General features: G+C 33.3%; 18 protein-coding genes. 12 read left to right on the top strand and 6 right to left on the bottom strand.

Features of this window, described 5'->3' with window-relative positions; all coding sequences use genetic code 11:
- Positions 1–359 precede the first annotated feature (359 nt).
- The 12 genes from ACTCDL_RS04725 to ACTCDL_RS04670 all read left to right on the top strand — a co-directional run bounded on the left by ACTCDL_RS04725 (position 360) and on the right by ACTCDL_RS04670 (position 10,529).
- Entirely contained in the window at positions 360–1,088 is a 729-nt protein-coding gene (locus ACTCDL_RS04725; RefSeq protein WP_463174412.1) for a DUF3298 and DUF4163 domain-containing protein, read from the top strand.
- Positions 1,089–1,221: 133 nt separating this feature from the next.
- Positions 1,222–1,734, top strand: coding sequence for a Na+/H+ antiporter subunit E (locus ACTCDL_RS04720; RefSeq protein ID WP_463174411.1), 513 nt, complete (start codon positions 1,222–1,224; stop codon positions 1,732–1,734).
- Positions 1,731–1,973: a monovalent cation/H+ antiporter complex subunit F gene (locus ACTCDL_RS04715; protein WP_463174409.1), complete on the top strand. Its 243-nt coding sequence runs from the start codon at positions 1,731–1,733 to the stop codon at positions 1,971–1,973. Before ACTCDL_RS04720 ends, ACTCDL_RS04715 begins: the two co-directional genes overlap by 4 nt.
- A complete protein-coding gene (mnhG, locus tag ACTCDL_RS04710) occupies positions 1,963–2,337 on the top strand; it encodes a monovalent cation/H(+) antiporter subunit G (protein WP_463174408.1) in 375 nt (124 codons plus the stop codon). Before ACTCDL_RS04715 ends, mnhG begins: the two co-directional genes overlap by 11 nt.
- Positions 2,334–2,573 (top strand): Na(+)/H(+) antiporter subunit B, encoded by a 240-nt coding sequence (locus ACTCDL_RS04705; RefSeq protein ID WP_463174406.1) that lies wholly within the window; start codon positions 2,334–2,336, stop codon positions 2,571–2,573. Before mnhG ends, ACTCDL_RS04705 begins: the two co-directional genes overlap by 4 nt.
- Entirely contained in the window at positions 2,570–3,277 is a 708-nt protein-coding gene (gene mbhE / locus ACTCDL_RS04700; protein WP_463174405.1) for a hydrogen gas-evolving membrane-bound hydrogenase subunit E, read from the top strand. Before ACTCDL_RS04705 ends, mbhE begins: the two co-directional genes overlap by 4 nt.
- A gap of 6 nt (positions 3,278–3,283) precedes the next feature.
- Positions 3,284–3,619, top strand: coding sequence for a sodium:proton antiporter (locus ACTCDL_RS04695; protein WP_463174404.1), 336 nt, complete (start codon positions 3,284–3,286; stop codon positions 3,617–3,619).
- Entirely contained in the window at positions 3,616–5,112 is a 1,497-nt protein-coding gene (locus ACTCDL_RS04690; protein ID WP_463174403.1) for a complex I subunit 5 family protein, read from the top strand. Before ACTCDL_RS04695 ends, ACTCDL_RS04690 begins: the two co-directional genes overlap by 4 nt.
- Positions 5,091–6,563 carry a complex I subunit 5 family protein gene (locus ACTCDL_RS04685; RefSeq protein ID WP_463174401.1) on the top strand — a complete coding sequence of 491 codons (1,473 nt, stop codon included), beginning with the start codon at positions 5,091–5,093 and terminating at the stop codon, positions 6,561–6,563. Before ACTCDL_RS04690 ends, ACTCDL_RS04685 begins: the two co-directional genes overlap by 22 nt.
- 7 nt (positions 6,564–6,570) lie before the next feature.
- Positions 6,571–8,133 (top strand): proton-conducting transporter transmembrane domain-containing protein, encoded by a 1,563-nt coding sequence (locus ACTCDL_RS04680; protein WP_463174400.1) that lies wholly within the window; start codon positions 6,571–6,573, stop codon positions 8,131–8,133.
- Positions 8,134–8,538: 405 nt separating this feature from the next.
- Positions 8,539–9,792, top strand: coding sequence for a sensor domain-containing diguanylate cyclase (locus tag ACTCDL_RS04675; RefSeq protein WP_463174399.1), 1,254 nt, complete (start codon positions 8,539–8,541; stop codon positions 9,790–9,792).
- Positions 9,793–10,178: 386 nt separating this feature from the next.
- Positions 10,179–10,529 (top strand): four-helix bundle copper-binding protein, encoded by a 351-nt coding sequence (locus tag ACTCDL_RS04670; RefSeq protein WP_463174398.1) that lies wholly within the window; start codon positions 10,179–10,181, stop codon positions 10,527–10,529.
- A 90-nt stretch (positions 10,530–10,619) separates the two neighbouring features.
- Here ACTCDL_RS04670 and ACTCDL_RS04665 read toward each other — a convergent pair whose 3' ends face one another.
- The 6 genes from ACTCDL_RS04665 to ACTCDL_RS04640 all read right to left on the bottom strand — a co-directional run.
- Positions 10,620–11,210, bottom strand: coding sequence for a lysophospholipid acyltransferase family protein (locus tag ACTCDL_RS04665; RefSeq protein WP_463174396.1), 591 nt, complete (start codon positions 11,208–11,210; stop codon positions 10,620–10,622).
- A gap of 1 nt (position 11,211) precedes the next feature.
- Positions 11,212–11,886 (bottom strand): (d)CMP kinase, encoded by a 675-nt coding sequence (gene cmk, locus ACTCDL_RS04660; RefSeq protein WP_463174395.1) that lies wholly within the window; start codon positions 11,884–11,886, stop codon positions 11,212–11,214.
- A gap of 602 nt (positions 11,887–12,488) precedes the next feature.
- Positions 12,489–13,319, bottom strand: a complete 831-nt coding sequence (locus tag ACTCDL_RS04655) for a sigma-70 family RNA polymerase sigma factor (protein ID WP_463174394.1) — start codon at positions 13,317–13,319, stop codon at positions 12,489–12,491.
- Between the two features lie 330 nt (positions 13,320–13,649).
- Complete coding sequence (locus tag ACTCDL_RS04650; protein ID WP_463174392.1) at positions 13,650–15,713, bottom strand: alpha-amylase family glycosyl hydrolase; 2,064 nt, start codon at positions 15,711–15,713, stop codon at positions 13,650–13,652.
- Between the two features lie 424 nt (positions 15,714–16,137).
- Positions 16,138–18,915 (bottom strand): carbohydrate binding domain-containing protein, encoded by a 2,778-nt coding sequence (locus ACTCDL_RS04645; protein ID WP_463174391.1) that lies wholly within the window; start codon positions 18,913–18,915, stop codon positions 16,138–16,140.
- 92 nt (positions 18,916–19,007) lie between these two features.
- Positions 19,008–21,583, bottom strand: a 2,576-nt coding sequence (locus ACTCDL_RS04640) for an alpha-amylase family glycosyl hydrolase (RefSeq protein WP_463174390.1), incomplete at its 5' end; no start/stop codon positions are given.

The raw sequence follows: 21,583 nt of genomic DNA, 5'->3' as shown, positions 1-21,583 counted from the left end.
AATCTGTGGTCATTTCATAAATTCTCGATAAGCTACGGGTTTAAACCCGTAGCTAAGCAAGTCTTATTTTTGAACTTCCTCACACTAATCACTCACACTCACACTGCGACACAAAGTGTCGCTTTATCTTTATATAACGTCATGGTTAAATTTTATTCTAGATCCACGAATCTATATTAAATAACAATTTTTAGTTTATCCAATATATCAAAATAAGAAGCTTAAAATTTCTTCACCTTTAAAAATATCTATCTAAATCTAATTGATTGAAATTATAAGAGGAAGATTAAATATTATCTAGAATTATTAAATATATATAAACTATAAGATTATAAGTTTAGATTAGGAGGTAAATCAAATTGAAGAAAAAAATTTTTATTGGATTATTAACTGTGATGTTCCTATATTCTAATTCACTTTATGCTACTACTCCCATAATACTTAAGTCTCACAAGGTATCTAAACCTTTAAAACAGATAAAGATAAAAAAAGAAAATATCAAAAAAGATAATGAACTAATTAAAATTGATTTAAAAATACCACAGATAAAGGGTATGGCAAATAAAGAATTGCAAGCTAAGTTAAATAAAAATTTTAGAGATAAAATAATCAGTTTTAGCAATAATCTAACAAAAATAGCTAAAAAATATAGTCAAGATGCTCAAAGGTATGAATTTCCTATTTATCCTTATCAAGTCTCTACCGACTATCAAGTGCATTATAATAACGATAATCTTCTTAGTTTAACTATTACTTATTATGAATATACCGGTGGTGCCCATGGAAGTTATATTAAAGAAGCCTTTAATATAAACCTCCGTACTGGAAAAGAGTTCTCTTTATCAGACTTACTAGGAAAAAATAATGATTATCAGCAGACTATTAATAATCAGGTTAGAGATGAAATTAAAGAACACCAGGAACTATATTTTGCTGATGATACTCAAAACCTTAAGATACCTTCCCAAGATTCAAATTTTTATATCCAAGATAATGATCTAGTTATATATTTTCAGGTCTATGAGATTGCACCTTACTCTACTGGAACACCAGAGTTTAAAATTCCTCTAAAATTATTTGAATTTTAACTAATAATAACGATATTAATTATCAATGTTATATTGCGATAATTTTAGAAATTAGATGTTGGCGTTAAGATTTACTACCACCTAGCATCTAATTGCTAAAATTTAATTTTATATTATGTTAGGGTGATATTTAATGAAAATGATAGATAAGGATAATATATATACAGTCATTTTATTATATGCTGTTTGGATTATTATCACAGGCGATTTTTCCATGGCCTCTTTAATACTTGGACTAGCTATCTCAGCTATTGTCGTCTTATTTATTAATAGCTCCTTTACCCAGCTGTTTTCTAAAAAGATACTTACCAAGCCTTGGATATTCTTATGGTATATCTCTTATTTAGGCTTGCAAATCTTTATATCAAGTTATAAAGTGGCTTATTTAGTTCTCCATCCCAAACGGCCTTTTAAGTCAGCTATAGTTAAGCTACCAACTAATTTAGGTCAAAAGAATCGTTTAATTAAACTGACGATCTTAGCTAATGCCATTACTTTAACTCCTGGTACAATTACTATGGATTTGAGTAACGAAACCCAAGAATTATTTATTCACTGCTTAAATTTAAAATCTGATGAGGATGATGCAATTAAAGAAGATATATTTGGTAAATTCGAAGAGATCATCAGGAGGATGTTCCAATGATAGAGATTATAATAATTATTATCTTAATTTCAGCTTTACTAACCTTTTACCGAGTTATTAAAGGACCAACCTTGTTTGATAGAATTGCTGCTGCTGATTCTATTGGAATTATGTTTCTTTTGGTCTTAGTACTTTTAAGTATCTACTTCCAAAGACAAATCTTTATAGATGTTGCTATAGTTTATGCTCTACTACTATTTGTAGATGTATTGATTATGGCTAAATTTTTTGGAAGATAAGCAAGGAGGGATTACAATTTTTAAATTACTAGGATATGCTTTTGTAATAAATGGGACTTTCTTCTTTCTAGTTACTGCTATCGCTATGCTTAGATTTAAAGACTTTTATACTAGGCTACACATCGGCTCTAAATGCCTAACAGGTGGTGGCATCTCAATTCTATTGGGTATCATTTTTTTTAAAGGGCTTTCAATTTATTCTCTAAAATTAGGATTGATAATTATCTTCTTAGTAATTACTAATCCAGTTACTACTCATGCCCTTGCTCGAGCAAGCTATTATTCTAAAAAATCATCTATTCCAAAAAAATCCAATTTAATCAGAGATGACTTATCTGAGAAAAAGAATGGTGGTCTATTATGATTCAACTTATAATCTATTTACTATTATTTTTTATTATATTAACTGCTTTTTTTGCTGTATTTGCCAATAGTCTAATCAGCTCCTTGATTGCTTTATCCATTCTCAGTTCTAACCTTGTTATTCTCTTTGTAATTTTACAGGCTCCTGACGTAGCTTTAGCTGAAGTCGTTATTGCTAGTGGAATTACTACAGGATTTTTTATCATTACTATTGATAAAACAGGAGGGAGAAGATGAGAAGAATCTATATCTTAGCTTTAATTCTAATTTTAGCGTCATTATTATTCTTTACCTTTTATGATTTAATTCAACCTAAAGAATTTATAGATGATAAAGCTCAAATTAGTGAATATTATATTGAACATGGTGTCAAAGAAACAGGTGCTATCAATCTAGTAACCGCTATCTTATTTGATTATCGCGCCTTTGATACCTTAGGGGAAGCAACAGTAATCTTTATCGCTGTTTCTGCTATCTCCTTATTAGCAACAAAAGAGAGGGTTCTAGTCTCTGATACCAACTTTTCACCTATTGTCTATCAAGGTATCAGCTTTATCATCCCATTCTTATATATTCTAGCATTTTATCTAATCTTTTATGGACATCTTTCACCTGGAGGTGGCTTTACTGGTGGTGTAGTCATAGCTACTACCTTTGTCCTATTGAAGATGACCTTTGGAATTAGATATTCTAAAGAGGAAAAATCCTTACAAAGAAGATCATTAATCGAAAGTATTGGTGCACTTGGTTTTATTCTTGTAGGGATTTTAGGGATAATCATGGGTGATAACTTTTTAGCCAATGAAGGGGCAGGGTTTCATTTAGGTATAGCTGGTCAACTACTTAGTGCAGGAGTCATCCCTATTTTAAATCTATTTACTGGAGTCAAAGTAGGGTCAGGTTTAGCAATTATATTCCATCGTTTAGTAAGGGAGGAGTAATTTAAAGTGCAATTTATCTATCTAGTAGTAATTATTCTATTCTGTTTGGGTCTATATACAATCTTAATGAATACAAATTTAATCAAGATAATTATTGGGATTAATATTATGGATTCATCCTTAGTTCTATTATTAGTAGCTTTAAGCTATAAACCAGCAGGAACTGCTCCAATTATAGATAAACAATACTCAGTTATTGTTGACCCTATCCCCCAGGCTTTAGCCTTAACGGCAATTGTAATCGGGGCTAGTATCACAGCATTAATGCTACTGTTGACAATTAAGCTTAATCGCTACTATAATACTCTTGATATCTCTGAAATTAGGAGGTTACGGGGATGATAGCAGCTATTTTCTTGATAGTAGTTCCTTTATTGGCAGGATTTTCTTTCTTATTCATTGATAAATATTTAGCAAAATTTCGGAAGTTATTTATCTTAGGCACTGGACTTATTACCTTGCTTTTAAGTATAGAGCTGTTGATACAGGTCATCAAGCATCCTCTTGTCTATAATCTTGGTAATTGGAAAGAAGGTATCGGGATAAGTTTAATCATTGATCCCTTAGGAGGAATCTTGGCAGTATTGATTGCTTTTATAAGCTTTATTATTATCCTTTATTCTCTAAGCTATATTAAAAACCACCAGCTTAAATACTATACCCTCTTATTTCTATTAATCACTGGGATGCTAGGTATGGTTCTAACAGGTGATCTATTCAATCTTTATGTCTTTTTTGAGATCACCTCTATTATCTCCTACGTACTAGTAGCCTTTAACAAGAATGATACCTCCTTTGAGGCCAGCTTTAAATATATGATTATAGGGTCAATTAGTGGAATTTTAATCTTATTGGCTATTATCTTAATCTATCAAAGTACTGGAACATTAAATCTAGCCCAATTAGTTATCACAGCTAGAGTTATTCCTATACAGCTTAAGAAGGTAATTACAGTTTTAATTCTAATTGGCTTTGGGGCTAAATTTGCTGTAGTACCTTTACATACTTGGCTACCTGATGCTCACTCAACTGCTCCATCTCCAATCAGTGCTTTATTATCTGGAGTTGTAATTAAAGTATTCTTATATGCTCTACTTCGAGTCTTATTTATTCTCTTTAAAGTGGACGAACTATTGGCATTAGACTTTAATAACCTTTTTCTTTATAGTGGAGTAATTACTCTCTTTACAGGGCATCTTTTAGCTTATAGGCAGGATAAGTTAAAAAGGTTATTGGCATATTCAAGTATTGCCCAAATTGGTTATATACTGATTGGAATTGGGCTGTTCAATGAAAGAGGTCTAGAAGGGGCTATCTATCATGTTATCAATCATGCTGTGGTCAAAGGGGTTTTATTTATGACTGCTGGTATCTTTATCCTTAAAACTAAGAAGAAGAATATTGGTGATTTAAAGGGAGTTGGCTATCAGCTACCCCTTAGTAGCTTTATCTTTACCGTCTCTGCTTTAAATATAGTGGGGCTACCGCCCTTCAATTCCTTTATCAGTAAATGGCTCTTACTCCATGCTGCTTTAAAGGCTGGCTTTATCATACCTGCTAGCTCTATCTTGCTTGGTAGTCTAATCTCTTTAAGTTATTATTTGAGAATAATTATTTTATTATATAGTAAAGTAAAAGAGGAGTTAACTTCTATAAAAATTTCTTATCAACTCCAGTTAGCACCACTGCTTTTATCACTCTTTTATCTTCCGTTAGCTCTGTTTCCAAACTTTTTGTTATTGTTGATAAAAAAAGCTCCCTTATTTTTATTAAAAACCATTAATTATTATAATATCTTATTAGGAGGAAAAGAATGGATAGGGTTATTTGGCTAATTATCTTGCCATTATTAACTGCTTTTAGCTTAGGATTGATCAAAGTATACTTTAAAAGATATTTTAATCACATTATAATCATCAGCTCTACAGCTCATATCATTTTAGCCTTTGTAGTTGCTAATCAAGCCATCAAGGAACCTATAGTTTATAATCTCGGTAACTGGAGTCCCTTATTAGGTATTACTTTGGTGATAGATTCATTTTCAGCTTTATTTCTCTTAGCAATTGTAACTTTAGCTTATCTAGTAACTATTTATGCTATCAAATTTATTAAAAGAGACAAGCCAAAATATCACACACTCTTTTTACTATTATTAACTGGAGCTATAGGAATAGTTATCACAGGAGATTTATTCAATCTATATGTCTTCTTTGAAGTAGTCTCTATTAGTTCCTATGCTCTAGCAGCCCTCAATAAAGATAAAGAGAGCTTTGAAGGGGCCTTTAAATACTTAATCTTAGGTTCAATCAGTGGCATTTTAATCTTATTAGCTATTATCTTAATCTATCAAAGTACTGGGACATTAAATCTTGCCCAAGCTGCTGTTAAATTTAAAGAGGTACCAAGGAATTTAAAGGTTACAATCTTAAGCTTTTATTTAATTGGTTTTGCCAGTAAATTTGCTTTAGTTCCTTTACACAGTTATCTGGCAGATGTCTATAGCAAAGCTTCTGTTACCTTTACTGCTTTATCATCAGGGCTTGTGCTTAAGACCTCTTTATATGCTTTAATCCGAATTGTTTACATCCTATTTGGTGTAGAATTTATTATAGACAGTGGCTTACAAGATATCTTGATTTATTGGGGAACATTAACCTTTATGGTTGCCCATCTATTAGCCTATCAGCAAAATAGTCTTCGACGATTATTGGGATATTCTAGTATTGCACATATGGGCTATATTATTATTGCCTTTGCTTTAGCAAATAAAGGAGCAATTATAGCAGGAAGCTATCATCTGACTAATCATATAATAATGAAGGGGGCATTATTCTTAGCTACTGGTATCTTTATTTATAATCTTAAAGATGACCAGATATCTAAACTTAAAGGGATAGGACGCACTCTACCCTACTCATCTTTAATCTTTACTATAGCAGCTTTAGCTATTATTGGTCTACCTCCTTTTAATGGCTTTGTGAGTAAGTGGTTGATTATTAAACAAGTGCTAGAAGCTAACTACTCTATACCTGCCTTTTTAATCTTGATTGGCAGTCTATTATCATTAATTTATTATCTCAGGGTAATTAAAGAGTTATACTCTAAATCTAATGATGAAAAGAGTCAATTTAAAGAGCCTCTAATGTTAAAATTACCAACTTTAATTTTAGGGCTATTCTGTTTATTACTAAGCCTATTACCTAGTCTTGCTCCTAAGTTACTATCATCATTGCCAGACTTTTTAATCAATAGAAATAACTATATCAATCTTTTACTAAGGAGGTGAAGTAAACATGAATCCTGGAATCATCTATCTTCTTGGTGCAGGATTATTATTCTTCACTAAGGAAAAATCAAGAGAGTTTATTGCTATAGTTCTCTCTCTACTAGCCATAGCACTAATTTATAATCTATCTGAAAATCAGAGCTTAATCATCCCCTTTTTAGACTTTAATTTAATCTTATTAAAGGTCGATCAGATTAGCAAACTAATTGGATTAGCCTTTGCCTTCTTTGGACTATGTAGTATGATTTATGCTAGTAAATTAGCTGATAGAAAGTATTACACCTTATCCCAACTATATATCGGTAGCTCAATAGCAATTTTATTTGTAGGAGATTTCTTCTCCTTTTATGTCTGTTGGGAGCTGATGACTATCAGTTCTTACTTTTTAATCTTCAATAATGAAAAGCACATCACTAAACAGACTAGCTATTATTACTTTATCATGCAGATGGTGGGGGCAGTTAGCCTCTTATGGGGAATCTTATTACAGTATACTCAAACAGGTAGTTTAGAGTTGACAAGTATAGAGTATGGTTTACCCTTCTTTTTATTAGCGGTAGGAATTAAATTGGCCTTTATCGGTTTACACACCTGGTTACCTCAAAATTATAGCAATGTTCCCTTTCATATCAGTGTGCTCTTGTCAGCCTATACCACCAAGGTAGGGGTCTATGCCTTATATAGGCTTTTAAGTGGAACTAAGCTTTTAGGATATGCAGGTATCATTACTGCTATATTGGGTGTGTTTTTTGCCTTAAGACAGACACAGGTACGAAAGCTCTTATCCTACCATATTATCAGCCAAATTGGTTATATGATTACTGCAATTAGTGTGGGAACAGCTTTGGGAGCAAATGGAGGGGTTATCCATCTAATTAATAATGTTCTTTATAAAGGGCTCTTATTTATGGTAATTGGAGTGATAATCTACAGGACTGGCAAAGAAGACCTTGTAGAATTGGGTGGTTTAGCTAAAAAGCTTCCTCTACTAACCTGTTATGCTATTATCGCAGCTCTATCGATTGCTGGAGTTCCCTTCCTCAGTGGTCATGTTAGTAAATTAATCATTAAAAAAGCTGTCCATAACCCGATTTTAAGCTGGGGTCTATATTTAGCAGGAATAGGTACTGCTCTTTCCTTTTTAAAGGTAATTTACTTTACTTTCTTTAGAAAGCTAGATAAAGAGGTTGAACTCAATGAAAAATCAGATAAAGCTATGATCTTTGCTATGGGCTTAATTACTTCTCTAATACTATTGATTGGTTTAAAGCCTAATCTCTTAACAGACTTCTTAGCTTTAGACATTGATATTCATTACTTCTCCCTAAAGTATATCTGGAAAGGAATAGAACCAATTATCATAGCTATCATCATCTTTAAGGTAGCCCATGATCTTATCACACCTCATGACCATAAGGCTATTATTCCAGATTACTATCTTCTTTTAGAAAAGGGGGTCAACTACTTAAGTCAAACCTTAAGTAATCTTCATAATGGTGATTTAAGTAGATATCTTCTGTGGCTAATCAGCACCTTGCTAATTCTATGGATTGGGTTATTATCAGCTTAATAGTACAAAATATCAACTTTTATCTTAATATTTATTTAAGGGTGCCAGATAGCACCCTTATTTTAGTATACAACTTTAGAATGAAACAATAGAAAGATAGTGTGACACTTTGTGTCGAGTGTGAGCTATGAGTGTGTGTGAAACTTCTTTTTATTGGGGTTTACTCACACTCACACACCCACTCACGCTAATTTTAAAAGTATCGCAATATCCCCATTAAGTTTCATTTTAAATCCACATACCTATAGAAACTCTGATATAGACTCACTGAGATCAATCTCTAATTTTTCTATATTGGTATCTTTTTGATATTAATTACTATTATTAAAAGGGGTTTATTTATTAATGTCGAAATAAGTAGTTATCAGGTTAAACTTAACACGTTATGTCAAGGAGGAATAGCCTATGAATATAGTAAATGATAATTTTTCTTCAAATAAAAATTTATTCAAGATATTAATTGGCCTTCTTCTAGCATTTATAATCAGTAGCAAAAACTATCTATTATTTCATACGATTGTAGAAGGATGGGCAGTAGTAATTTCAGCTATTATATATATCATAGCTGTTAGAACCTACAAACACTCTCAGAACAATTATCTATTATTTTTGGGAATATCCTATCTATTTGTAGGGACACTAGATTTTTTTCATCTTATAACTTATAAGGGAATTATGATTTTTAATAATCTAACCCCTAATCACCCTACCCAATTATGGATAGCTGGCCGTTATCTTGAAGCTTTCTCCTTGGCTATTGCACCTTGCTTTATTCACAGAAAATTTTCAAGGTTAGGTATTGCTGCAGTCTATTCTTTACTTACATCTTTTTTTATAATAAGTATTATCTGGCTAGAAAATTTTCCTAACTGCTTTATCGAAGGAGAAGGTCTAACGACCTTTAAAATAATTAGTGAATATATTATCTCTATAATACTAATAGCTGGTATCTATAATTTCCATATAAACAAACAGAATATTTGTTCTTCAATGTATAAGTTACTCTTATTCTCTATGGTCTTTACAATCTTATCAGAGCTGAGCTTTACTTTATATAATGATGTTTATGGAATTATGAACTTTATCGGTCATATCTTTAAACTCATCTCTTATTCTCTAATCTTCCATGAAATTGCTATTAAAGGTATAGAACACCCCTATGATAGAATCTATTCTAAGTTAAAGAAATCAGCACATACTGATTCACTTACTGGTCTTTATAATCGCAAAAGCTTTATAGAGAAATTAGAAAAAATATATACTAGAGATAAATCTTCACCTTTAGCTATCTTAATGCTAGATCTAGACAACTTCAAAATAATAAATGACAAATATGGTCACCAGACAGGTGATAGAGTATTACAAGAATTTGCCCAATTACTAGAAGAGAATATACGAAAATCTGATATAGCTTGCCGTTTAGGAGGCGATGAGTTCACAGTAATTTTAAGAGCTACTGAAGGAGAAACAGCACAGATAATCAAAAGGATTAGAAACTCTCTTAAAAAATGGAAGCAAAAAGACTCAACTCTTAAGCACCTAGATGTAAGTATCGGATCAGCCCGATTAAAGGATGGATATAGTATAGATGATTTGATTAAAGAAGCCGATAATAATATGTATGAGGAGAAAGAGAATAAAGATTATAACTATAGATAGTGATCAGTATCACACAGTGACTAGTAGGTAGTAAAGAGAGAAAGGTCTATTATCTATTTCTCACTGATTATTAGAATTTATTAATCCTCATTATAAATTTATGACTTTAAATCTGTCTTTATAGAGAGAGAATGTGACACTTCGTGTCGAGTGTGAGTGTGTGTGAAGTGCCTTTCTATTGAATTTCACTCACACTCACACACCAACTTACACTTATAAAAAGTGGGGCACTATCCCCATTAAGCTTAATTTTAAATTTACACATCATAGATTGATTCGATTATAAGATAAGCAAATATCCTATAATTGATTATGTATAATTTTGTTCTTTATTTCTAATAATAATTATTGTAAAATAAAAATTAGAAAAAAAGGAGCAATTACTTATGACTACAGCAATGCAAACACATATGGACAGATATCAAAAATGTATTGACATCTGTAACAAATGTATGACTGAATGTGAGTTCTGCTTAGATGCTTGTATGCATGAACCAGATGTAGATGCTAGAGTTGAGTGTATGAGCCTATTGTTAGATTGTATCGGAATCTGTGCTATGTCTGCTAAGTACATGGCAGGTAATAGTAAATATGCTAGCCAAGTCTGTGGATTATGTGCAGAAATCTGTGATGCTTGTGCTGATGAATGTGATAAATTTAAAGATAATCATTGCCAAGCTTGTGCAGATATCTGTCGCCAATGTGCTACAGAGTGTCGTGCTATGGCAACTGCATAAAGAAAAAGATATAGAGGGATATCCCTCTATATCTTTTTCTAATCTAATTTCTCTTAAATTTCAGTATCTTTACTCATTACCTGTCATTCTTCACTTCTCTAACAATTCACCTATTTTAGCCATAATTACTTCTCCAGCAGCTCTCATCTCTGATTTCTCTAACTTTCGTTCATAGAATTCATCTAAGGTAAAGGGCTTACCTATATTAATTTCTAAATCTTCTTTAAAGGGATGTTGAGTTCCTTTTAACCCTACAGGCACAATAGGTGCTTTAGATTTAACTGCTAGCATCACTGCTCCTAGCTTTGCTTTTCTTAGTTTACCAGTCTTACTTCTAGTACCTTCAGGAAATAAACCTAATACTTGACCATCTTTTAATAACTTTAGAGCTGTCTTAATCGCTCCCATATCTGCAGCCCCTCTTTTAACAGGAAAGGAACCTACAGCCCTCATATATGCATTTTTAATAAATCCATCAAAAAGCTCCTCTTTAGCCATAAAATGTACATGTCTATTTAAAGAGCAGCCTAAGATTGGTGGGTCAAAGTTACTTTGATGGTTTGCTACTACTATTAGCCCACCGTCTTTGGGAATATTCTCTAACCCCTTAATCTTCCAACCTGCTCCATAGCCAAATAATCCTCTTAAAGCTACACAAGTTGCTTTATATGTAAAGCCCATATTATACCTCCTGACAGATATTTAATATCTCCTCAACTACTTGTCCAATATCTAACTTCGTTGTATCGACATAAATAGCATCTTCTGCCTCAGTCAAAGGAGCTACTTCTCGATTCTTATCTATATTATCACGGCGGATAATCTCAGCCTCAATCTGTTCTAAATTAACGTCCTCACCTTTCTCTATCAATTCATCATAACGCCTTTGAGCCCTCTCTTCAACAGAAGCAGTTAAGAATATCTTAATATCAGCATCAGGTAATACCACTGTACCAATATCCCTTCCATCCATTACTACCCCACCAGATTGAGCCATCTCTCTTTGTAGTTTTACCATCTCTTCCCTTACCTTTGCTACCTTAGCAACTACAGAGACATTATTGCTAACCTTATTATCTCTAATCTCTGCTGTTACATCTTCCCCATCAAGGATTACTAAATTATTCTCCCCTTCTTTAACCAACTTGATATCTGTACTCCCCGCTAAATCTCCTAGTTCTTTCTCATCTTCTAAATTATAATTTTTACTCAAAGCTTTTAAAGTTAATGCCCGATACATAGCACCTGTATCAATATAGATATAGCCTAACCTTTCTGCTATAATCTTAGCCACTGTACTCTTACCTGCTCCTGCTGGTCCATCAATTGCTATAACTAAATCTTTTTCTAAATTCATAAACTATCATTCCCTTTCCAACTCTTAATTTCTAGCTTTAGCTAACTCTATTTGAGAAAGATAATATTTATCCTTTAATAATTACTATCGCTTCCCTTTATCTATAAGCAATTATAGCCTAATAGTACTTTTATTACAATTAAAAACACTATTTTTATTATACTAAAATTTAAAACTAAAAGCAAAATCCCCTCAGTGTTTTTAGTGACTTTAGGAGAATCTAACAGAAATTATCAAGCCAATAATTAGGTGAAAGATAAATAGATAATACCACTTTTTATATTATCCAATTCTATGAGAGCATAAACAGATAAAATAAGGCTAGCTTAATTATAAGCATATTATAGTGTAGTGGTGAAATTGAGACAATAGAATGAAAAAGCGACACTTTTGAGTTGATAGTTGATAGTGTATAGTGGATAGTTAAAGGACTAAAAACCTATATTTAAATGGTTTTGAACTTAACTATCAACTGTCAACTATCAACTATACACTGAAGTAAAAAAGTGTCGCAATATACCCATAAAAAGTTACTACTCTAGATAACAGTTACCAAAATACCTTCCCTTAATTAAGAATAAAGTGGCTTAAGCCACTTTATTCTATAAAAAATCTTTTAGCTTCTTACTTCTAGTAGGATGTCTCATTCTTTTTAAGGCTCTCTTCTCTATCTGTCTAATTCTTTCACGAGATAAGTTATAATCTTGACCAATTTCATTTAGGGTTCTAGCCCTGCCATCTAACAGCCCAAACCTCAACTCTAAAATCCTCTTCTCTCTTTTTGGTATTGTATCTAATATTTCATCTAATTCTTCTCTTAGTAACATATCATAAGTAATTTGATCTGGAGTAGGCATCGTTGAATCTTCAATTACATCTCCTAAAAAGAAGTCATCTTCCTCACCAACAGGACTATCTAAAGAAGCAGGTTCTTGTAATAACTCTTTAATTAACCTCACCTTCTCTTCAGATATATTCATCTCTTTTGCAACCTCTTTTACACTAGGGTCTCTTTCTAACTCTCCTGATAATATATTTATTGTTTTTAAATAACTATTCATCACTTCCCAAACATGGGCAGGAATTCTGATAGTCCTAGCTTTATCAGCTAAGGCTCGGTTAATTCTCTGTCTAATCCACCAGGTAGCATAAGTACTGAATCGATATCCCTTTTGATGGTCAAATTTCTTAATAGCTTGCATTAAGCCTAAATTACCTTCCTGAATTAAATCTAAAAAATCAAGCCCTTGACCTAAATACTTTTTAGCAATACTTACAACTAATCTTAAATTAGATTTAATTAAAATCTTTTTAGCCTCTTCATCACCTTCAGATATCCTTTTAGCAAGCATCTGCTCCTCTTCTGCTGATAACAACTCATGGGCTGACTGCTTTAAATATAATTTAATTCCATCATATAATAGTGATTCCAAATCCTCCCCCTCCTTCAATAAAACCTTTTATTTTAAAATTATCTTTCAAGATCGAATCCTATTTTATTATTCAACCAGAATTAAATGGATGTATAAGTAAATTGATACAGTGATAAAAGGTTCTGATTTATATCTATTCTTAATTACTTAAAAACTTTCCTTATAGTAATTATTTCTAAACAAAAAAATTTTTCCCTTTATTTTTATACTTTTTCTATGGTATAATTAATAGTTCTAAAAGCACCAATACCAATATAATAAATATTAAAAACTTAGACTAAAATAAGAAAAGGGATACCATAAAGGTATCCCTAATAATATAATATTAAATTATTGAACAAGTAAGAACCTTCCTGATAAACCAGCTACATTTATATAGTAGGTTCCAGAATTATTAATTACATCACCAGATAATAAATCTACTAGCTTATTTCCTCCAATTTGACTAGAAGAGATAGAAATAGTTGTTGCTTGAGTTCCTGTATTTAAAACATAAACTACCTTTTCACCACTAGCTAAATCAATCTTAAGATCTGCATACTGAGTTTGATTAGCCACTAAATTTGTTCTATCACCATTCCACAATGCAGGATGCTCTGCTCTCATATTCATTAATTGTGTAATATAATTCTTCAAATCACTTTCCTGAGTTGTAAACCCTGAAATCTTACCATTATCTCTAGAGACATGATCATCATAAAGACCAAGGTCTCCTTCATGAACAAAGCCTTCAACCTCTCGACCAATTTCATCACCATAATAAATTGTAATTGGCCCTGTATATGCTGCCATAAAGCTATAAGCTGCTTTATATCGTTTCCAGTAATCGCTATTCTCTTTACCATATCCTAAGTTTGGAGCTCTTTGAATCAAGTCACCAAATCTAACTAAATCATGATTAGTTAACATTAAATTTGGATGTGCATAACTTGGATAGATATCATGGGTTGCAAGTCCCTGATTTAATACTGAAGCTGGCTGACCATAAGCACCACTCTGATCTGTATGCTCTTGAGTAGCCAATACTTGAACTAAGCTGTAACGCATTGGGAAATCAAAGCAAGATTCTAGACCATCTTGACTATATCCTTTTTGATTAATTTCATTCTGCCCTTTCCAAATCTCTCCAACCATATAACCTAAAGTTCCCCATTTCTCTCCACTATCTTTACGTGCTTGAGCTGCACTTTCTACTGCTGCCTTGATTTCATGCCAATAATTGTGTCCATTTTGATACAATTGATAAGCTTGGTCTAATCTCCATCCATCAATTCCATACTCTTTAATCCAATATTTTGCCACATTCTTAAAGTATTCTAAACTTCCTGGATAAACAGTCTCTGCACCATACCATTGGGCTACACCATCTACTACTCCATTGATTGGATTAGCACCATGATGACCAAAGACTCCATCTAAGAAGACATACATACCTAAGCTGTGTGCCTTATTAATTAAGTCTCTTAAATCTTGGTTCGTTCCAAAGTTAGGGTCAACATTGTAATAGTCATCAGCAAAATATCCTGTTGCTTGACCTCTAACATCACCACTTACAGAATTAAATACAGGTGTCATCCAAATTGCATTTGCTCCTAAGCTTTTAATATACTCTAAAGCATTAGTAATACCTTTTAAATCTCCATTATGATTACTAGGACCATAACCAGCACCATAATTTCGACTACTATCTCCATCTTGGAAAGATTCTACCATAACTTGATAGATTCTCAAATTATCAACATCAGCAGTTGTTACATTATTTGAGCCACCTGGCTTAGTATCATACCATGTTCCATCTTTATACCACCATTCTCCTGTAGAACGGGATAAATTAGCACTTTGCCCCCCTGTACTTGGGATGAAGATAATATTTAAAGAACTATAACCTTCAAAACTTGCTACATACCAACTATCTCCCTCTGATGCCATTGTTGAACCTGGCCATGCACCTGATGGAGTTGTTGTACCTGTCCAGGTATAGATACTTGGTGTTCCATTTATATCCTTGTAATGTACTGTTATTTCTGAAGCTACCTGAGGATTATGGTCATACCATGTTCCATCCTTATACCACCATTCTCCTTGGCTACGGGATAGGTTTGCACTTTGACCTCCAGTACTTGGAATGAAGATAATATTTAAAGAACTATAACCTTCAAAACTTGCTACATACCAACTATCTCCCTCTGATGCCATTGCTGAACCTGGCCATGCACCTGATGGGGTCGTTGTACCTATCCAGGTATAGATACTTGGTGTTCCATTCATATCCTTGTAATGTACTTTTACTCCATTAAAATCTGCTGCTTCTGTAGGCAGAGCAACAAAAACTAACATAAGTAAAGCAAGTGTCGCTAATAAGACTACTCTTCTACTCTTAAATTCTCTCATCATTTGAATTCCACCTTTTTAATTAATTATTTGCAATCGATTAAGATTGCCTTCTAGGTTAAATTTATTTATCTAACTAATAACCAAGGCTAACAATTCAACTCATCTAAACAATCTTACTTAGACCTAATAGTACAGTCAACCTTTCAAATTCAAAGTTCTATAGAGCTATACCCTTAACCCCCCCTTTATATTAGGATAGAATAGCTAGTTTATCCTCACCTCCTTATAAGAGTTACCACTTAGATTATCTTTGTATTCCCTCTTTCATATATAAATTTTAATATAATCTGATGCTATAAGTTCAAATTTGTATAATTAGTCGACAAATCTTCAGTTAGAAGTATATTTATAATTCTAGCTTTAAAATGTAAGAATAGAAGAAAAAGTTAATCAATAATAACCCTTTCTTCTATTTTTCCATTAATTACTTGACAAACACCGTTACAGCGGTTCCTTCTGCAGTATTACTTTGATCAATTGGGTTAGCACCAGTTATATCAAAGACTTTTCTCCAACCTTGAGCTTCAGAAATTGTAATATTGTTTGCAGGGTTGAATACAACTATTAATTCTTTTCCATTAGATAAGTTATTATCATCATCAATATATGATACTACAGCTCCATTATCCCAAGTATAAGTATCAACCCTATTATTGATTTCATCCCAAGTAGTCAATCTTAATCCAGGATGCTTCTTTCTCAATTTAATTAAGTCTTTATAGTAATTAAATACATCTGCATTCTCTGCCTTCAAGTTCCACTTATAAGAGTTATATTTATCTGGAGCATTATAGCTATTATGAGCATATGTCCAATCCCCATCGGCTACTTTCGTTCTTAGCATCTCATCTCCACCATGAATAAATGGAATACCTTGAGAGGTCAATATGATTCCCATTCCAAATTTATCAATTCTTCTAGCACGTCCCACATCCTTAATACCAACATGTAATATCTTATCCCACAAATCATAATTATCATGAGCAGAGATATAGTTGATAGATTGCTCTGGGTCATATGCAAACATAGAATCCCAATTATCTGGGAGTGGATTAGTAGATTTCACTGCCATAATAGAGCCTCTTGCACCAACAGCTATAGCATCTCTCCAAGATGGAAGATTATTGAACATATATCCTGTACCAGTTCCATCATTATCACCTTTGATGTTCTCTCTGTATTTACCATTAAATACTCCAACATGAGCATAAGCAACTGTTGGCATTTTACCCATTCTAACCTTTAAATATTCCTCTGGGTCAGCCCAATAACCATTCCATGGTTCTCCATACATTAAGATATTTCTATCTGGAAATACTTGATTATTCAAACGGTCTCCCCATTTTCCATACTCTTTATAATGAAAGATTCCTACAAGGTCAAACCTAAATCCATCTATATTGTACTCTCTAGCCCAATACTCTAAAGAATCCTGAATCATCCTACTTACCATAGGAATCCCTGTATTTATAGCATTTCCACAGCCAGAATCATTGTTACCTGTATAATACTGATTAGTAATATTCTCAAACATCTTATTACTATAAGTGTGATTATATACAACATCCATTATTACTCTAATTCCAGCTTTATGGAACTCATTAATCATTGTCTTAAGCTCTTTAATTCTACCAACATAATCATATGGATCCATAGCATACTGCTCTTCTGGAACATTATAGTTTACAGGATCATAACCCCAATTATACATTCCAGTTGCAAAGTCATAAAATGGCATTATCTGAACATGAGTTACACCTAGCTCTTTTAAGTGATCTATGCCAGTTGATACACCTTGATAAGTGGTTCCAGACTCTACCATTCCCATAAACTTACCTTTCTTATCTGGGGATACTCCTGAAGTATCATCTATTGTAAAATCTCTTACATGAACTTCATAGATTACTGCATCTTCTCTGTTAACAAGAGTAGGTCTTGCTGCCCATCCTCCATCTGGTTCAGTCTGAGCTAAATCTATAACAACATTAGTATTTGTCCCTGGTACTACCATTACCCCATAAGGATCTCTTACACCAATTCCATTAATCTTAAACTGATATTCTTTTAAATGTAGATTTCCTGAAATAGTCACTCCATAAATATCCGTATATCCATCAAAATCTGGAATTCTTTGACATGTATACTCTATTCCATCTACTACAACCTTGACGTTACTAGAGTCTGGTGACCAGATTCTAAAATCAGTTTCAGTTGGAGAATATACTGCTCCCAATTTCATAGGATGGTTTTTAACTACAGTATTTCCAGCTTGAGTTGTAACATCTACACTGTTACTTGCATATGATACATTTATTGCTCCGTCATATGCCTTTACTGTATAAGTATAAGTTGTTTCGGGTGTTAATCCACTATCTGTATAGGTAGTATTAGCTGCTGTACCTACCTTAATACCATTTCTATATACTTCGTATCCTACAACACCTATATTATCTGTTGATGCTGTCCAGCTTAATGATACTGAAGAAGAAGTGATTGAATTAACTACTAACTTAGTCGGTGCAGTTGGTGCTTGATAATCTGATACTGGTGCTCCAATAGTAATTGTCCCTTCATCATAAGTCGATACACCTTGATCAAAGAAATAATTCAATCCTCCATTACTATCCCAATTCCCATTTCCATCATTAAAGCATACTTCCGCTCTAGTTGCACTTTCTAAATTAAGAATAGCTACACTATATCCTGCATATTGAGAATCTTCCATTGCTTCACCTGGTGCTGTAGTCCAAGTTCCACCTTCTGGTCGATAATAAATATATGGTGTTGCATATCCTCTCTTATAGTAGATCGTAGCTGTGTTAATTTGAGGTGTTCCAGCAGTTATATTTCCGGAATCATAAGTCGATTCTCCTTGAGAGAAGAAATAGTTTGCTCCTCCATTACTATCCCAGCTACCAGTTCCATCATTAAAACATACCTCTACTCTAGTTGCATTCCCTAAATCAAGAGTAGCTACACTATATCCTGGATATTCCGAATCCTTCATTACTATCCCTGGTGCTGCAGTCCAAGACCCACCCTCTGGTCTATAATGAATATACGGTGCTGCATACCCTCTTTTATAATAGATTGTTGCTGTATTTGCTGCTGATACATTATCTGTATATATCATCAAAGTTGTTAGAAATATCATAAGTGATAATAATAAAAGAAATTTTCTCTTACCCCAAATCAAATCCATAATATTCCCCCTCTTTCAAATAAATAATATTTTCAAGGTCAATACCAAGGGTATCAACCTTGAGAATATTAAAATTTAATCTTTAAAATATCTTAATTTAAATATGGTCCATAGTCTGCAACTTTAGCAGAACCATTTAAAACATACACTCTTAAATTACCTTTACCAGAACAATTTGCAGTCAAAGTATTATTTGTTACATTGATAGTATCTCCTGTTACTGCATCTACATAGGTTCCATTAGGAATATTATAGAAGGTAGCTGTTCCAGAAACAGTTACTAAGGCAAAACTATCAACCTTGTCATCAGTATATCTTCTCTTAAAAGCTAGATAATTACCAGAGATATCTGCTGTTGAATACTGACCTTTTTGTAATGCTGGTACAGCTCTTCTAATTAGATTTAGACTTCTGATATGTTGAGCCAATGGATAATTCAATGTATCAGCTATTGCACCTGTAGCATTAGAATATTCTCCAAAGTCACTTACATTTATACTCCCCTCAATGCGGCCTCCAAAATAGGCTCTTCCAGTTTCAGCTAATGGGGCATTTGGTCCTACATCGATTGGCATACCTTTTTGGAACTCTACTTCACTTCCATAATAGATAGTTGGAATTCCACGGAAAGTAAAGATTAAAGATAAATTCTCTGCCCAAGTCTCTTGACTGCCAGCAAATCTTTCATTCTCTGGAGCTCCATCTGGAGCATAATCATGAGAATCTACATAAGTTACATTCCAAGTAGCGTCATTGTAATACTTATCTCCACTTAAAGCAACACCAAAGGCATCATAAGCATTATTGAAGTTCCAATGCATTGGAAAATCAATTACATCTAAACCAGAACGCATAGACCAATCAGGCTGATGATATGAATTTCCATCTAAGAAAGCATTATTAGAAGTTGGCTCATTGTTTACAGAACTATTATCTGCCCAATGCTGCTCTACAGAAGCTTTGTTAGTCAGTCTATCTCCCCATGAATAATCCTTTGATTCTTTCCATGTATAGAAAGGAACTGAGATAGCTGGAATACCACTATTCCAGATTTGGCGATAACGCGCTGCCACTTCACCAAACATAAAGAATTTATCTCCGCCTCTTTCTTTAAAGGCTGGATTGAAGTACTTGTTGAAGGTTAATCTACTGATATGCTTAACAGTATCGATACGGAAAGCATCTACTCCCATATCAATATAGTTATCATAAGCCTGTATTAAATAATTAGCTACATCAGGATTTTCTGTATTTAAATCAACACAATCTCCTGCTATCTGTCCCGTCTGTACTGTATATCCCTCCCACTGCAAGCTCTTTTCATGGTGATAGATATGTTCAGTATCTTGGTCATCCTCTTTCATCGCTGCAATTCTTGCCCCATATTGTTGCCCTGGAGTGATAGTGCTATAATCTCCACCCTCATAAGCTTGAGCAGCACTGTTTAATTTTAAATTAGCTGTTAAGTTATCTGGGTTGTCAAGACCGATATAGTTACCACTAGTATCCTCTTTAAACAATGGATATAAGTTCTCTTCTCCAAAGTTTCCTGAATGGTTAAGAACTATATCCTGAATTATCTTCATACCCTTAGCATGAACTGCATCAATTAAGTCTTGATAATTAAAGTCATCAGATTCATAACGTGGGTCTACCTCTTTAAAGTCTACTGCATGATAACCATGATAATCATAACCACTAGCATTCTTGACAACAGGAGTTATCCAAACTGCACTAAAGCCAAGAGCTTTAATATAATCTAACTTCTCTGCTAACCCTTTAAAATCTCCTCGCCATGCTGGGTCATTATTAGCAACATTTCCTGCCTTCTCACCATCCCAGCAATATTCATTATTACTTGGGTCACCATCATAGAAGCGAGTTGTCATTAAAAAGTAAATAGTCTCTTCTCTAAAGTCAACTTTATCTGGACCAGGTCCAATATAATATCTAAATCTTACTTCATTAGTATTTCCAGAAGCATCAACTGCCAGAGTGTTAATTGTTGTACTTACATTGATGTCGATTCTTTCTCCATAATATCTCTCACTCTCTATAGGTTGAGGCTGGCTACCATCAGTAGTGTAGTATAGTATTGGAGCTGGGTCTTCATTATCACTAACCTCAAAGGTTAGTGTTATAGGGTCAGGATATCTTTTTGCTTCCAAACTTGGAGTTGCTGTTGGAGGAGTTATATCACCTTGTTCAGCAGTAGTTCCACTTACAGCACTACTAGACTCTGATACGTTACCTGCAAGATCATAAGCTGTTACTGTATATCTATAAGCTGTCTTAGGGTTTAAGTTGCTATCTGTATAGGTAGTAGTTGTTGAAGTTGCCACCTTTATTCCATCTCTATATATTTCATAACCTGTTACACCTACATTATCTGTTGCTGCTGTCCAGCTTAATGAAATCGAAGTAGCTGTAATAGTATCAACTGATAAATTAGTTGGAATACTTGGGGCAGTTGTATCTACTATAGGTAAACCAGCAGTGATTGTTCCTGAGTTAAAGGTCGAAATTCCTTGATTAAAGAAATAGTTAGAACCTCCATTACTATCCCAATTACCATTTCCATCATTAAAGCAGACCTCTGCTCTAGTTGAGCTTCCTAACTCAATTGTATAAACACTATATCCACCATATTCAGAATCTGACATCGCTA

It is taken from the genome of Orenia sp. (assembly GCF_055140805.1).
Note: the sequence above shows the minus strand (reverse complement) of the source record. Positions and strands in the feature narration are given on the sequence as shown.